Annotated in this window: 13 protein-coding genes and 1 pseudogene; 4 read left to right on the forward strand and 10 right to left on the reverse strand. The window is 73.9% G+C overall.

Going from position 1 to position 14,995, the window contains the following annotated elements:
- Positions 1 to 21: 21 nt before the first annotated feature.
- The 7 genes and pseudogenes from ACIQ87_RS26055 to ACIQ87_RS26085 all read right to left on the reverse strand — a co-directional run bounded on the left by ACIQ87_RS26055 (position 22) and on the right by ACIQ87_RS26085 (position 7,753).
- Positions 22 to 1,185: a methyltransferase gene (locus ACIQ87_RS26055; protein ID WP_402410616.1), complete on the reverse strand. Its 1,164-nt coding sequence runs from the start codon at positions 1,183 to 1,185 to the stop codon at positions 22 to 24.
- A gap of 286 nt (positions 1,186 to 1,471) precedes the next feature.
- Positions 1,472 to 2,371, reverse strand: a complete 900-nt coding sequence (locus ACIQ87_RS26060) for an STM4011 family radical SAM protein (protein ID WP_402410619.1) — start codon at positions 2,369 to 2,371, stop codon at positions 1,472 to 1,474.
- 11 nt (positions 2,372 to 2,382) lie between these two features.
- Positions 2,383 to 3,717: an STM4012 family radical SAM protein gene (locus ACIQ87_RS26065; RefSeq protein WP_402410622.1), complete on the reverse strand. Its 1,335-nt coding sequence runs from the start codon at positions 3,715 to 3,717 to the stop codon at positions 2,383 to 2,385.
- Entirely contained in the window at positions 3,714 to 4,556 is an 843-nt protein-coding gene (locus tag ACIQ87_RS26070) for an STM4013/SEN3800 family hydrolase (protein ID WP_402410806.1), read from the reverse strand. The genes ACIQ87_RS26065 and ACIQ87_RS26070 overlap by 4 nt, the downstream gene beginning before the upstream one ends.
- Before the next feature lie 123 nt (positions 4,557 to 4,679).
- Positions 4,680 to 5,741, reverse strand: a pseudogene (locus tag ACIQ87_RS26075) (STM4014 family protein); the annotation flags it as partial.
- Between the two features lie 15 nt (positions 5,742 to 5,756).
- On the reverse strand, positions 5,757 to 6,692 hold the full coding sequence (locus ACIQ87_RS26080) for an STM4015 family protein (RefSeq protein WP_402410624.1): 936 nt from the start codon (positions 6,690 to 6,692) through the stop codon (positions 5,757 to 5,759).
- Between the two features lie 83 nt (positions 6,693 to 6,775).
- Entirely contained in the window at positions 6,776 to 7,753 is a 978-nt protein-coding gene (locus ACIQ87_RS26085; protein WP_402410626.1) for an STM4015 family protein, read from the reverse strand.
- A gap of 201 nt (positions 7,754 to 7,954) precedes the next feature.
- Between ACIQ87_RS26085 and ACIQ87_RS26090 the strand changes: the two genes are divergently transcribed.
- From ACIQ87_RS26090 to ACIQ87_RS26105, 4 genes are all read left to right on the forward strand, one after another.
- Positions 7,955 to 8,281 carry a hypothetical protein gene (locus ACIQ87_RS26090; RefSeq protein WP_402410629.1) on the forward strand — a complete coding sequence of 109 codons (327 nt, stop codon included), beginning with the start codon at positions 7,955 to 7,957 and terminating at the stop codon, positions 8,279 to 8,281.
- Between the two features lie 129 nt (positions 8,282 to 8,410).
- The gene (locus ACIQ87_RS26095; protein ID WP_402410632.1) at positions 8,411 to 9,523 is read left to right on the forward strand and encodes a DUF6745 domain-containing protein; all 1,113 of its coding nucleotides are present in this window, start codon (positions 8,411 to 8,413) and stop codon (positions 9,521 to 9,523) included.
- A gap of 116 nt (positions 9,524 to 9,639) precedes the next feature.
- Entirely contained in the window at positions 9,640 to 10,434 is a 795-nt protein-coding gene (locus tag ACIQ87_RS26100) for a MerR family transcriptional regulator (RefSeq protein ID WP_402410634.1), read from the forward strand.
- Entirely contained in the window at positions 10,431 to 11,648 is a 1,218-nt protein-coding gene (locus ACIQ87_RS26105) for a glycosyltransferase (RefSeq protein ID WP_402410637.1), read from the forward strand. The genes ACIQ87_RS26100 and ACIQ87_RS26105 overlap by 4 nt, the downstream gene beginning before the upstream one ends.
- A 321-nt stretch (positions 11,649 to 11,969) precedes the next feature.
- Here ACIQ87_RS26105 and ACIQ87_RS26110 read toward each other — a convergent pair whose 3' ends face one another.
- From ACIQ87_RS26110 to ACIQ87_RS26120, 3 genes are all read right to left on the reverse strand, one after another.
- Positions 11,970 to 13,163, reverse strand: coding sequence for a hypothetical protein (locus ACIQ87_RS26110; RefSeq protein ID WP_402410640.1), 1,194 nt, complete (start codon positions 13,161 to 13,163; stop codon positions 11,970 to 11,972).
- Between the two features lie 72 nt (positions 13,164 to 13,235).
- Positions 13,236 to 13,946 (reverse strand): helix-turn-helix domain-containing protein, encoded by a 711-nt coding sequence (locus ACIQ87_RS26115; protein WP_402410642.1) that lies wholly within the window; start codon positions 13,944 to 13,946, stop codon positions 13,236 to 13,238.
- A 14-nt stretch (positions 13,947 to 13,960) separates the two neighbouring features.
- Entirely contained in the window at positions 13,961 to 14,824 is an 864-nt protein-coding gene (locus tag ACIQ87_RS26120) for a universal stress protein (protein ID WP_402410645.1), read from the reverse strand.
- Positions 14,825 to 14,995 lie beyond the last annotated feature (171 nt).

Raw genomic sequence — 14,995 nt, forward strand, 5'->3', positions numbered from 1 at the left:
TGGGCGGGCGTTTGCCGGGAGTCATGCGGGGGCCAGCCTCCAGAGCGAGGTGACCTCGGCGGCACGGGCGGCGCGCAGGAGCGGGTCGGCCCGATCGGGGGCGGTGGCCCGGGGGTGGCGGGGGACGGTGTCGAGGCGCCCGGTGATGCGTAGCCCGGCCTCGGAGACGGCGCCGAGCAGGTCGGCACGGGAGCGCAGTCCGAGGTGTTCGGCGAGGTCGGAGAGGACGAGCCAGCCCTCGCCGCCGGGCAGTAGACGGGCGGCCAGGCCGTCGAGGAAGCCACGGAGCATGCGGCCGTCCCGGTCGAAGACGCCCTCGTCGAGGCTGGAGCTCGGGCGGCCGGGCAGCCACGGGGGATTGCACACGATCAGGGCGGCCCGGTCGTGGCCGGGAGGGTAGAGACCGGTGCCGGCGATCTTGATGCGGTCGGCGAGCCCGAGGCGGCGGGCGTTGTCGCGGGCGCAGGCGAGGGCGCGTGGATTGGCGTCGGTGACCACGACCTCGCGCAGTCCGCGCCGGGCCAGGAGCGCGGCGAGCACCCCCGTGCCGGTGCCGAGGTCCTGGGCGGCGACCGTGAGGTCGGTACGGGCGGCCGGTGGCAGCGGCGCCCGGGCGACGAGGTCGACGTACTCGCCGCGGACGGGGGAGAAGACCCCGTAGTGCGGGTGGATACGGGCGCCGAGGGCCGGAATCTCGACGCCCCTGGTGCGCCACTGGTGTGCGCCGATCACACCGAGGAGCTCGCGAAGGGACACGATTCTGTTGTCAAGGAACGGTCCGTACGCCGCCAGGCAGGCCTCGCGGACGTCGGGCGCCCGGTGGAGCCGGACGCGGTGGTCCGCGCCGAGCGGCACCAGCAGCGTGCCGAGGACACGCGCGAGGCGGGCGCGTTCCCGACGGTGCTGCCGAAAGGCCTCGGTCGGGGAGTCGGGGGCGGATCGGGGTCGGCGCCGCTCGGCGCGGCGGCGCATGGCATGCAGGAGGCGCAGTGCGCCGGGGTAGTCGCCCTGCCAGAGCAGGGCGGTGCCCTCGCACGCCAGGCTGTAGGCGGCCCCGGCGGACAGGGTGTCGTCGGCGGCGATCAGGCGGCGCGGCGGGGGCGTTCCGTTCGCGCTGTGCCAGGGTGCGGGCAGGGCGGAAGAGGTGGGCAGGGTGACGATGTCGGGCCGGTGGGTGTCGGACACCGGGGCTCCTCGTGGTCGATCGTGCAGGGGACACGAAGAGCACTTCGACGAGGAGGTGAGCAGCGGGCGCGTCGGGCGGCGGCGACGCCGGGCGCGGGGCGTCAGGCCGGGTGCGGCTCACGCGTCGAAGCGCGAGCCGGGGTGTCACCGAGCACGAGGCCCGGCACGACGGCGGGCCGTATACCACTGATCATCTGCGGGCCTCCTTTCCGAATGTCCGAACCAGCTGGTCCTGTGCGGATGTTCGTACGCTTTCACACAGAGTGGTTGGATCGCAACCGATTTATCACCGGCCCGACGGCCAGTCGTGCGGCACACGCTCCAGCACGCCCGCGCCGAACAGTTCGTACAGCGGCAGGGTCTCCAGATGGACGTAGCCGATGTGGCAGTCGCAGACCGGCAGGGGGCAGGCGCGCGGCCGCAGTCGGGCGCGGTAGCTGCCGTCGTAGAGGTTGCCGAGGACGTCCCGGACGAAGTGGCAGCGGCGCACGGTGCCGTCGCCGTCCACCGACAGCACGGACTCCCCGGTGCGGCACGGCAGCCCGGCGCTGGGGTGGGCGTGCCGGCTGTAGCCGAAGTGCGGGTCCACGGCGGCCCACTGCGCGGCCTCGGCGTCGGTGTAGGTGAGGCCCTCGGCGGCGTTGACCCACAGGTAGACGCCGTCGGGGAGCTCGGCGCGCAGCCGACGGGCCTCGGCGAGGTGCTCGGGTTGGCCGACCACGCCGACGCTGTAGCGCACGCCGAGTGCGTCCAGCTCGCGGCACTTGGCGAGGAAGCGCTCACGGGTGACCTGGCCGGGGTGGAAGGTGACCCAGAGGGCGAGGGTGTCGAGGTCCGCCTCGGCGAGCCAGCCCGTGCGGCAGCTGAGGTTGGTCTGGATCGCGACCCGACGGACGTGCGGCAGCCGGCTCAGCTCGACCAGCGCGCGGCGGTACCAGGACCGCACCAGCCCCTCGCCCCAGGGGGTGAACAGCAGCGAGAGGGTGTCGCCGGTGCCCGCGCGCCCGGCGGCCCAGCCGGTGAAACGCTCCAACGCGGCCCGGTCGGCCCGAAGTTGCTCGGGGCTGTCGCGCCGCTTGGCGAACGGGCAGTACGGGCAGTCGTAGTCGCAGGAGGCGAGCGGACCGCGGTAGAGCAGCGTGAGGCTCCGCGCGCCGTCCTCCGGCAACGAAGGGGCGGAGGGCATGCCGAGGAAGGTCATTTCGCCTCGTACCCCGCCATCCGGGCCCGGACCTCGGGCGAGAACAGCATCGGCCCGACGGCGTCCGAGTGTGCCAGCCCCTCCGGGCTGAGCCGCAGGTACGCCGGATCACCCTCGGCGAGCCAGCCGCGTTCGGCGAACCCGGCCAGCTCCGCCGGGAAGCCCTCGGCCGGTGAACCGCCGAACCGGGCGCGGTAGTCCGCCAACGCCATGCCCTCGGCCTGGAGCAGCGACTGCACCAGGTGCCGCCGGCGGGGCTCCTCGCCGCCCATCCAGTGGCCCACCTCGGCCCGGTGGAAGTCCTCGGTGGCGACGTAGTCGTCGATGATGCCGCGCACCGCGGTGGCGTTCACCGCGTAGTCGAAGGAGTAGTGCAGCCGCGAGGTGTAGGAGCGGGCGCCGCAGCCCAACCCGACCATGCCGTCGGTCTGGCAGGCGTACTCGCTCGCCCCGGCCTGCGGGGAGGCGGCGCGGCGGAACATCCGCATCGACACCTGCTGGTAGCCGTGGGCGAGCAGGTGGTCACGGCCGGCCCGGTAGAGCGCGAGCCGGCGCGCGTCCCAGGCGGCCTGGCTCTCCTGCTCGCTGCGCCGGGCCAGGCCGGTCAGCGGGCGGACGTACAGCGGGTAGAGGTACAGCTCCTCGGGCTGCCAGGCGAGCGCCGTGTCCAGCGAGCGGAGCCAGCTCGCCTCGGTCTGGCCGTCGATGCCGTAGATGAGGTCGATGTTGAGCACCGGGAAGCCGGCCGCGCGGATCCGGCCGAGGGCGGCTTCCACCTCGGCCCGCTTCTGCGGGCGGACCGCGGAGCGCGCCTCGGCGTCGTCGAAGGACTGCACGCCCAGGCTCAGCCGGGTGGTGCCCCGGGCGGCCAGCACCTCCAGCCGGTCGGCGGTCGCGGTGGCGGGCGAGGCCTCCACCGAGAGCGGTACCGCCCTCAGGTCGGCGCCCATCCGCTGCTCGGCTATGTCGCACAGCCGCTCCAGCTCACCGGCCGTCAGATAGGTGGGGGTACCGCCGCCGAACGCGGCCAGCGCGAACCGGGCCCCGTCGTCCAGCGCCGAGCGCACCGCCGTGGCCTGGCGCTCCAGGGCGTCCAGGTACGCAGTGGTCAGGCCCTCGGGGCTGCCGATCCGGGTGAACAGGTTGCAGAAGCCGCAACGGACCTCGCAGAACGGTATGTGGAGGTAGAGCGAGAGCGCGTGCTGCGCCTCGCCGGCCCACAGCTCGCGCAGCGGGGGGCGCCCGGGCAGCGGGCGGTAGGCCGTCTTGTGCGGGTACGCGTAGACGTACGACTGGTACGGCGAGTCCGGGCGCGGGGGTGCGGTGGTCATGCGCGCTCCTCGGCGGTCGCGGTGGGGTGCGCCGCCCGGGCGGGGAGGGTGAAGTGCGCGTACGGGACCGTCCAGACCACCTCGTGGCCGATCCGGTGCCCGGTGTAGCCGTCCTCGCCGTAGGCGGTGCCGTGGTCGGAGCAGACCATCGCGAAACAGGGGCGGCGGGCGCTCATCGCGGCGAACAGGCGGCCGATGTGCGCGTCCACGTACTCCAGGGCGGCGGCGTGGCTGGCCCGGGAGTCCCCGTGCTCGCGAGTGGCGCCGGGCAGGTGGAACCAGTTCGGCTGGTGCAGCGCCGAGACGTTCAGGAAGAGGAACAACGGCTGGTCGGCGGGCTGTTCGGCGGCGACCCGCTCGGCCCGGGCGACCTGCTCCTCGAAGGACGTCGGCGACGCCACGCCCAACTCAGGCGCCCAGTGGCTCTCCTGGAAGAGACCGGGCAGCACCGAGCCCAGCGGGCCCTGCTTGTTGAAGAACCCGACGCCGCCGATGCACACCGTGCGGTACCCGGAAGCGGCCAGGGCCGTCGGCAGATCAGGGGCGTCGAACACCCAGGTGCGCGGGGCGGTGCTCTCCGAGCCGGCGAAGCGGGCGGCGAACAGGCGCGGGTGCGGGCCGTCGGGGGAGGCCGGTGTCGGCAGGAAGCCGGCCAGGATCGCCTGGTGGGAGGCGTAGGTGAAGCTGCCCGGCGCGTGCCGGCGCTCCCAGCGGCCGCCGGGGAGGACGGCGGTGAGGTTCGGGATGCGGCCGGCGGCGGCCAGCTCCTCGGCGACGTCGAAGCGGAGCGTGTCGAGGGTGACGAGCAGCAGGTCGTGGGTGCCCACGACGGCGTTCATGTCGGGAGCGGGAGCGGGAGCGGGAGCGGGAGTCGGGACGGGGGCGGTGTTCTGGTGGTTCATCGAGCGGGTTCCGTGATCTGGTGGTCCGTCGCCGCGGGGGACGACGGGGAGGGGGGTGGTGAGTGCGGCCAGTTGGGCGCCGTAGGTGTCCAGGCCCTCGGCGGGGCCCCCGGGCAGGCCGGTGAGGTTGGGGAGCAGGTCGCCGAAGGCGTTCACCTCGCCGATCAGGGCGCGTCGCCAGCCGGCCGTCGGCAGGACGTCGACACCGACCATCGGTGAGCCGGGGAAGCAGGCCGCCGCGCGTTCGGCCGTCTCCAGCAGGGCCGGCCAGGCCGGCCCCGCCGTCTCCCGGACCTGCTCGATGCTGCCGCGGGCCCCGCCGAGGTGCAGGTTGGTCATCGGCCGGGTGCTGGTGCGCACCACGGCGTGGGTGGCCCGGCCGGCGACCACCACGACCCGCAGGTCCGCGGAGCGGCCGGACTGCGAGGCCTTCGGGATCCACTGCTCGACGTGCAGCCCGTCCGGTGCCAGGGCGTCGACGATCGCGGCGACCTCCCGCTCGTCGCGGTAGCGGCGCACCCGCAGCGAGTTGTGCAGCCGGCCGTCGGCCAGCTCCACCGAGGTGGTGGCCTGCAGCTGCCCGCGCGGCCCGAACTCCAGGGCCATCACCCCGGAGGCGGAGGAGCCGTGCGCGGGCTTGACGAAGACCCGGCGCAGGCCGGCCTCGGCGAGGCGCTCGCGCAGGTGCTCCCAGCCGGTGACCTCGCCGCCGAGCGCCCTGGGCACAGGTACACCGGCCGCGGCGAGCAGGGCGTGCGCCCGGCGCTTGTCGAACATCACGGCGATCTCCTCCGGATCGCCGAGCAGCCGTACGCCGGGCCGGGCGGCCAGCCCGCGCAGCGCGTCCATGACGCCCTCGTACCAGGCGGCCGTGCCCTCGACCCTGGTCGGCGCGTAGCCGGAGCCGAGCGCCGGGCCGCGCAGCAGCCGGTCGACCTCCGGCTCCTCGCCGGGCGACTCGACGCGCAGCAGACCGCCCTCGGGCAGCCGGTACCGGCCGCGCAGCACGTCCAGCCAGGGCAGGACGGCGGGCTCGGGCAGCCCGGCGGCCCGGGCTGCGGCCGCGAACAGCGTCACCCGTCGGTGCCCCGGGTTGCCGAGGACGGTCAGCCGCATGGTCATCGCCTCCGCACCCGCCTACTCGGCGACCGAGACGTAGCGGTCGTCCTCGTCGTCCATCTCGTCGCCCTCGGCCTCGCTGAGGTCGATCTCGACCCCGGGCAGGGCCTCACGCAGGCGCTCCTGCAGCGCGTCGCTCAGGTAGTGGTGGTGCAGGTCGAGGGCGCGCAGGTGGGTGAGCGGCTGGCCCTCCAGCAGAGCGGTGGCGCCCTCGTCGGAGAGCACGCCCATGGAGAGGTCGAGCGATTCCAGCCGGGCGACCACCGGGGCGTGCGCCACCGCGGCGGCGATCTCGTCCTGGAACTCGCTGTTGGCCAGCCCGAGGTGGCGCAGCTTCGGCAGCCGGGTGCCGTCCAGGAACGGCGCCAGGTCGTCCGGCGTCGTGTCGCCGCCGTACTCGTCCACACCGAGCCAGAGGTCCAGGCGCTCCAGCGCGGGCAGTTCGGAGCCGGCCACCGCGCGCACCACGGTGGCAGGAAGGCCACCGGACTCGAAGCGCAGGCTGGTCAGCCGGTCGTGCCGGACCGGCTCCAGGGCGAGGTCCATGCCGCCGCGCACGGCCAGCGACCTCAGCCCGGGGAAGGCGTTCAGCAGCGGGGTGACGTCGTCCATCTCGAGCCAGGAGATCTCGCACTCGTCGTACGTCACCTCGCCGAGGAACAGTGCCTCAAGCGCGGGCAGGCGCCGCGCGTCGGCGATGACGGCCTCGACCGCGGGGCCCACGGAGGTGTAGCCGTCCTGCCACCAGGCGCCGATCACCACGGCGCGCACACCGGCCGGGTCGACCTTCTCCAGGAAGGACCGCCAGAGGTGGGCGAAGTCCTGCTTGGAACCGTATTCGAGGGACAGCCGCCAGGCGACGGCGCCGGCGGCGGGCCTCGGCCGGGCGTCGTCGGGCGTGAACTCGTGGATCGGCAGCTCGTGGAAGCGTTCGATGTGGCGGGAGACGGCCATGTCGGATCCTGGTGGGTCGAGTGGTCGGACGGATGGTCGGGTGCGTGCGGGGGAGGTCGGCTGGTGCGTGCGGGAGGTGACGGCTACTCGGCCACGGCCACGTAACGCCACCGGTCGTCGGGCTTGCCGGCCTCGGAGAGGTCGAGCTCGACCCCGGGCAGGGCCTGGCGCAGACGCTCCTGCAGCGCGTCGCTCAGGTAGTGGTGGTGCAGGTCGAGGGCGCGCAGGTGGGTGAGCGGCTGGCCCTCCAGCAGGGCGGTGGCGCCCTGGTCCGTCAGCACGCCCATGGAGAGGTCGAGCGACTCCAGCCGGGCGACGACGGGCGCGTGCGCCACCGCGGCCGCGATGTCGTCCTGGAACTCGCTGTTCTGGAGGCCGAGGTGGCGCAGCGCCGGGAAGCGGGTGCCGTCCAGGAACGGCGCGAGGTCGTCCATCGTCGCGTCGCCGCCGTAGCTGTCCACGCCCAGCCAGAGTTCCAGCCGCTCCAGGGCCGGGAAGTCGCAGCCGGCCACCGCGCGCACGACCGAGCCCGGCAGGCCGCCGGCCTCGAAGCGCAGCGCCTTGAGCGCCTCGAGCCGCAGCGGCTCCAGGGCCAGCCCGCCCTTGCCGTCCCAGTCCTGCGAGGCGCCGCGCACCACCAGCTCGGCCAGCCGCGGGAAGGCCGTCAGCAGCGGTGTGATGTCGCACTGCTGGATCCAGGAGATCTCGCACTCCTCGGAGGTGATGTCGCCGACGAACAGCGCGCGCAGGGCGGGCAGCCGGCCGGCGGCGGCGACGATCGCCTCCATCGGCTCCCGGAAGCTGTCCGGCTCGTCCTGCGACCACTGGCCGATCACCACCGCGGTGACCCGCTCGGTGTCGACGGCGGCGAGGAACTGCTCCCAGCGCTCGACGAACGTCGCGTCGGACTCGTAGTCGAGCCTGATCCGCCAGGCGGCCGAGGCCGCGTCCGGCAGCCGGACGGCGCCGGAGCCGCCCTTCTCCTCGGCCTCCGCCAAGGCCTCCACGAAGTCGAAGACGGGGAGACCGTGGAACCGTTCGATGTGGTCGTTGACAGTCATGCACTGCTCCTCGGGGATCTGGGCCGAACAACTGTCTACCAGCCGGGACTGACAATCCGGCGGCCGGGTCACCGCCCGGCCGCGTTGTCAGACCCTTGCCCTATGTTCGGGTCCTGGCTCCGGAGAGTGACCGCGGCGGACGCGGCGGAGCCATGGGTTCCGGCGTCCGCCGGAGTCCGGCCGTACGGCGAGGGAGGACTGATGTACCGCCAGGGCGATGTGCTGATCGTGCCGGTCGAGGAGGGCGCGGTGCCGCCGCGGGTGGCCGAGCTGGCCGTGCGGGCCCGGGACGCCCGGGGCCGGATGGTGCTCGCGCTCGGCGAGGTCACCGGGCACGCCCACGCCGTGGTCGGCCCCGGCGCGCTGCGCCGCGAGAGCGGGCCGTTCGGCGCGAGCTGGCTGCACCTGCCCGAGGGCGGCCGGGTGGTGCACGAGGAGCACGCGGCGATACCGCTGCCCAGGGGCTGGTACCGGGTGGTCCGCCAGCGCGAGTACGTGCCGGGCGCCGTGCGGGTGGTCGCGGACTGACGACCGCTCCGCCCGCCGTACGGGGGTCGGCGGGCGGGTGAGCGGGCGGGGCGGAGCGCGCGGCCGGGGCCGCGGCACGGAACGGGAACGGACGGCCGGGCGGGGAGCCCGGCCGGGAACGGAGCAGGGATGGACACGGTGATCCACGACGAGGTCCACGGCGGCGCCGCGCAGGCGCTGTCCGGGCCGGCCGAGGTGACGGCCCGCTGGCGGGCGGCCGCGGCGGCCACCGGGGCGGGCGATCGGGCGGCGGCCGAGCGCGCCGTCCGGGCCGCCTACCGCGCGGCCGGGTTGCCCGAGCCCGCGGCGGTCCGCTGGTTCGGCTCGCCGCTCGCCGCGACGGAGGCGGCGCTGGAGCTGCGGGCCGCCGGCGCGCAGAGCGTGCGCGAGGCCGTGCGCACCCGGCCCTGGGAGGAGGCCCGGCGGCGCGCCGTCGAGCAGGTCGGCACCGCCGGGTGGGCGGGCCACTGGGCGCTCACCGGCGGCGAGCTCGGCCCGGTCACCACCCCGCTCGCCGACCGGCTGCGCAACGCCGTGCTCGACCGGCTCGCCCCCGAGGCCGACCGGGAGGCCGACGCAGCCGTGGCCGAGGAGGCCCGGGCCCGTCGCACCACCGTCCGGCTCGCCCTGCTGGACGCCGTGCGGGGCCAGCACGACGCGCCGTGGTTCGCCGCCTTCGAAGCCGCCGGGGCGGGCGCCGACGCCGTCGCCCCGCTCGCCGATCTGGCCCGGCGGGCCGGCTGGTGGTGGCCGTACCGGGACGTGGCACTGATCAGCGAGCGGCCCACCGCCCTGCACCGCGACGAGGCCGGCCGGCTCGACCGCGCGGACGGGCCGGCCCTGGAGTACGCCGACGGCTTCGCCCTGCACGCCTGGCGCGGCATGCCCGTCCCGCCGGAGTTCCTGGCCGGTCTGGCAGGGGTGACGGTCGAACGGATCCGCACCGAGGAGAACGCCGAGCTGCGCCGCGTCCTGCTGGAGCACTACGGCTACGAGCGCTACCTGGCCGACTCCGGCGCCGAGCCCGTCCACCGGGACGAGACCGGTGTGCTCTGGCGGATCGTCCTGCCCGACGACGAGCCGGTGGTGATGGTCGAGGTGGTCAACTCCACCCCCGAGCCGGACGGCACCCACCGCACCTACTGGCTGCGCGTCCCCCCGAGCACCCGCACCGCGCGCGCCGGGGTCGCCTGGACCTTCGGCATACCCGAGAGCGCCTACCACCCGCAGCGCGAGACCTGAGCGAGGGTGCCCCCCGGCATCCGGAGCAGGCCCCTGAGCTGCGCGTGTTGACCCTTACCCCACGTCAGGCCGCACGGTGGGGAGGCAGCAGAACGCACGGATGATCGGAGGGACGCATGAGCTGGTCGGTGGGCCAGGTCTCCGGCTTCGCCGGGGTCACGATCCGGACCCTGCACTACTACGACCGGTCCGGGCTGCTCTCGCCCAGTGAGCGCAGCCCGGCCGGCTACCGGCTCTACAGCGGCGCGGACCTCGCCAGGCTCCAGCAGATCCTCTTCTACCGGGAACTCGGCTTCCCGCTCGACGAGATCGCCGACATCCTGGCGGACCCGCAGGCCAACGCGCTCGACCACCTGCTGGCGAGACGCCAGGCCCTCACCGAGCAGATCGGCCGCCTGCAGAAGCTGGTCGACGTCGCCGAGCGGGCCATCGAGGTCCAGCGCACCGGGGTCGAACTGACGCCCCAGGAGCGCTTCGAGGTCTTCGGGGACGTGGTCTTCGACCTCAGCTACGCGGCCGACGCCCACCTCAAGTGGGGCGAGCGGGACAGCCACCAGGAGGCCCTGGCCCGCGCCGCCACCCACTCCAAGGAGGACTGGCAGCAGCTGATGGCGGAGGCCGCCGAATGGCGCGGCCGGCTCCTGGACGCCTTCGACGAGGGGCTGCCGGTCGACCACCGGACGGTGCTGGACCTCGCCGAGCAGCACCGGCAGCACATCACCCGGTGGTTCACGCCCTGCCCGCCTGAGATGCACTGCCGGATCGCCGACGACTACGAGGCGGACGCCCGCGCCTTCGCCCTCGTCGTCCCACCGGCCGAACAACGCCCCGGCCTGGCCGGTTACCTCCGGGCGGCGATCGGCGCCAACGCCGAACGGCGCGGCAGCGGCCACCAGGAGGCGGCCCGATGAGGATCCTCGTCATGGCCGCCGGATCGTACGGCGACGTCGCCCCCTACACCGGTCTCGGGGCGCACCTGCGCGGCGCGGGGCACGAGGTCGCGCTCGCGGCGCCCGAAACCTTCCGTGAGCTGGTGGCCGGCAGCGGCCTCGAATTCCGCCCGCTCCCGGTCGATCCGCGTGGGGCGGGCACCGAGTCGCGCGGCGGGCGCTCCGAACTCCTCGCGCGGGCCGCCGCGTTCATCGGGCAGCTGGGAGGAGCGCTCGCGGACGCCGCCGCGCCGGGCGCCGATCTGCTCCTGCTCGCCACCACCACCGCGCCACTGGGCTGGCACCTCGCGGAGGCGATGGGTGTCCCCAGTCTGGGGGTCTACCTCCAACCCACGCTGCCGACCAGGGAATTCCCGCCGGTCGTCGGGGGCGGCCGCTCGCTGGGCAGTTGGGGCAACCGGGCGGCGGGGGCGCTCGGCCAGCGGGTCGTCGACCGCCTGCACACCGAGGCCGCACGCGGTCTGCGGTCACGGCTGGGCCTCCCGGTCCTGTCCCAGACCGCGCGCCGACGAGCCGTCGAGCGGGCGAACTGGCCGGTGCTGCACGGCTTCAGCCCGACCGTCGTACCGCGCCCGGCCGACTGGCGGGACGGGTCGCGGGTGGTCGGCAACTGGTGGCCGCACGTGGCGGAGGACTACCACCTCCCGGCCGAGGTCGAGGACTTCCTGCGGGCCGGGCCGCCGCCGGTGTTCATCGGCTTCGGCAGCATGGCGGCGGGGCAGGGGGAGCGGCTGAGCACACTCGCGGTGGAGGCCCTGCGGCGTGCGGGAGCCCGGGGCGTGGTGCAGGCCGGCTGGGCCGGGATCTCCGGGCAGGGCGACGACGTGCTGACGGTCGGCGAACTGCCGCACGCCCTGCTGTTCCCGCACATGGCGGCCGTGGTGCACCACGCGGGTGCGGGTACGGCGGCCGCGACACTGCGCGCGGGTGTGCCGAGCGTCCCCGTCCCGGTGACGGCGGACCAGCCGTTCTGGGCCGGCCGGCTCACCCGGCTCGGGGCCGCCACCCCTCCGATCCGGTTCGCCGACCTGACCGCCGACCGGCTGGCGGAGGCCATCCGCCGGGCCGTCGAGGAGCAGCGGCTGCGGGAGCGAGCGCAGGAGGCGGCGCGCGCGATGGCGAAGGAAGACGGTGCGGGCCGGGTCGCGGAGGCGGTGGTGGCCTTGGGCCGGTAGCGGAGACGCGGGGCGGCGAAGCTCGGGCCGATCGGGCCCGCGGGCCGTGCCGGGCGGCGTACACGAGGAGGAACGCGAGCGGCGGCGCGGCGAATCACCGGCCGGCTGAGGTTCATGGCCGCCGGGGCGGCATCGACGGGGAGGAGGTACGCGAAGGTCAGTCGGGAGCGGGCTGCGAGCAGGCCGGCCGCGCCCCGGACGGCGGCGAGCAGGCCGGCCGCGCCCCGGACGGCGGTGAGCACCGGGACGCCACGACGGAACCATGGGGTGGGTCCGTCAGACCACGAAGGCGGCCTCCGGCCCTCTCGGCCGACTCCTCGCTCACGAAACTCCTTGAGCTTCGGACGGAACGCGGAGGAACAGGATCGCGTCCTTTTCTCCGTATCTACAGTTCCGCGAATCGGGATCAATCTGGCAGAGTGTCGCCCGCACGTCGAGAAACTGGTACGAGGAAAGTTGAAACGGCGCCTCGACGGTCACTTTGATGGAGCCGGTTGCGTCGGGTTTGAGCGGCCCGCTCGCGATGATCTCACACGGGTCGTCCTTGTATGTGCAAACGTGTCCGATGAGGCAAGTGTCGACCCGAACGGAATTCCTGCATCTTGCGGCAAGATCCATGGTGCGGGGAACTCCGCGAACCAGGATCCCCACTTGCTCTTCATCCCTGAGCTTGGAGGCGCCGAGTGTGATCGACACGAATGACAATGAGCCGGCCTGCTTGATGACGGCGGAGAACTGCGGATGTGTGGAGTCTACTTGGCTGCGCGCCTCCACTCGCCCTGCCGCGAATGCCGCAAGAGACAGCAGAACCACGGAGCACAGCAGGAGAATGGACGTGAGGGACACTTCCGGTTCGCCGAGGCCCTTGGTTTTCCAGAGCTTTCGCGCGACCAGGACCGAGGTTGTGACGATGACGATCAGGCCGCCTGCGGCAATTCCCGCCAACTCTTTGCTGGTTTCCGACGACACCCCGGGGATGCTGATCGTGGAAATCACTGCAGCGGCCAGGGCGACCAGGCACGCCAGGGTGACCGGGGCCCAGTAGGAGGGAATGCGCCTGGTGTTCGGAATGAAGATGCTGGCCGCTGCGGCGGCCAGGGCCCCGGCCAGAAGGGCCGCTACGACGGCTGCCTCGTGCGGCTCGTTGCGCAGCACTGACGAGAGTTCGGAGCTCTGCAAGCCCAGGACGTTCAGCAGGGCAGCGAAGGCGGCGAGAAGGAACCCCAGCCCGTTCTTTACCTTCGCAAGAGTCGAGTCCTCTTGGCCCGGCGGAGTGGGGTCGCCCCCAAGCGCTGCCACGTGTTCATTCCTCTGGTTCAAATTCCATCCGCGCGCGCGTGACGGCCGGCGGAAACTCGAATCCTTGAACAAGGCATCACATACCACCCAGGCGCTCGGGATCTGCCGGGAGAGGCCTGAACTCACCCGGTTGCCCTCTCCGGCCGCTGTCCTCGTGGCCTGGGCGGTCGGTCGCTTCGCTTCCTGTTCGGCACCGCTCCGGATCAAGGCGAGCACCTTCGGGTCCGCGCCCGTGGGACCCGATCGGTTCCCGCGAAGGAGGAGCGCATGGCCACCGGCACGGTGAAGTCAATGGGGGAACTCCTCCTCGATGATCGCAGGCCCGTTCGGGCGGATGATCCGGCCGGAGATCCCGGTGGGGCTGATGCGCATCCAGGTGTCACGGGTGCCGCCTGCCCAGGGGCCGGGGTCGGCGTGCTGCCGGAGCCGGAGTGCGACCTCTTCGTCGGAGAGGACCGAGGCGGTGCCGTTCACGAGGACGCTCCAGCCGGTGGCGAACACCTCGTCCAACCGGTCGACCTCGAAGGCGACTTCGCTGCCCGCGGCCCGGGCGAGGGTGCCGTGCGCCTCGGTGCGGTAGAGGATGGTGGTGTCCAGTACCTGGTAGTTGACGGGTAGCGCCACCAGGCCGCTCGGTGCCATCAGGATCACCCGGCCGACGCCGCGGGGGCTGAGCCTGCTCCAGCAGCCCGCCGGGTCCAGTTCCTCGGTCCGTACCCGGGTGTTGGCGGGGGCCCGGCCGGACGGCACGTCGCGCCCGCCGCCTAGCAGGTCGTTGACGGTGGTGTCGAGCGCGTCGGCGAGCCTGGTGAGGGTGGTGACGCCGACCGGGACGGAGTGCGTCTCCAGGTACGCGACGAATCCGGCGTCCAGGCCGCCGCGTTCGGCCACCGACTCGCGGGTGAGCCCGAGTTGGGTACGGCGGTGGGTGACCCGCCGGCCGAGGTCACCGGGGTCGACCGGGCGCGATCGCGCCTGGTCGTCGTTCGTGGTCTTCATGACGACCTCCTTGATCAGGCCGGGGTGACGTTCGGCACGATCACCAGCGGGACGGTGCAGCGGTGCACCAGGGCGCGGCCGGTGGAGCCGAACAGCAGGCTGCGGAAGCCGCCGAGACCCCGGCTGCCGATCACCAGACAGTGGGAGCGGGTCGCGACAGTGGCCAGCAGGGGCGCGGGGGAACCGGTGAGCACCTCGTGCCGCACCCGGATGTCCGGGAACTTCTCCCGCCATCCGGCCAGCGCTTCGGACAGGTCCACCAGGGACTCCTCGATCACATCGGGCCGCCCCGCCTCGGTCGGGCGTCGGACCTCCACCGCCAGCACGTCGGTGCCGGCCATCGCGGCTTCTTCGAAAGCCAGGCCGACCGCGGCATGGGAGGCCGGGGATCCGTCCACCCCGACCATGACCGGCCCGGGAGCGGAGACGCCCTCGGCGGGTTCGGGGACGAGCGTGAGAGGGCAGTTCAGGTGGCCGGCCTGCGAGGCTCCCTTGGAGCCGATCGGAAGCGCCGAGCGTGGCTCGCTCAACCGGCGGACGCCGAGCACGAGTTGCGCGGCCTCGTCGGCCGCGTCGCGCAGGACGCGCACGGGTTGGCCCTCGGCCAGCTCCGAGGTGAGCTCCAGCCCGGGGTGTCGTTCGCCGGCCAGCAGCCGGGCGGTGTCCAGCACCGCCTCCCCGGCGGCCCGCACGCCGATCGCCCAAGGGTGGCCCGCTTCATCGGCGGCCCCGCCGGTCGGCCACTTCTGCGCGTGCAGCAGCCGCAGCGGCAGGTGGCGCCCCGCCGCCTCGTCCGACGCCCAGCGCACGGCCCACCGGCTCGCCTCGGAGCGGTCGACGCCCACGATCACGGGGCGGCGCGTTTCGAAGCCGTTCATCGCAGACTCCTTCGTGGGCCCCGGCCGACGTCGTCACCGGCCCTGTGCGGAGCCCCGACCATCCTCATCATCGGCCGCCGCCGACCGGCGGGGAAGGGCCGGTCGGGCCAGAGCCGCAGGTCGGCGGCCCCCGACGGCCCCAAGCGGTGCGACCGGCTTCGCGGTGGGTAA

The organism is Kitasatospora sp. NPDC096204, assembly GCF_044763205.1.
Lineage (GTDB): Bacteria > Actinomycetota > Actinomycetes > Streptomycetales > Streptomycetaceae > Kitasatospora.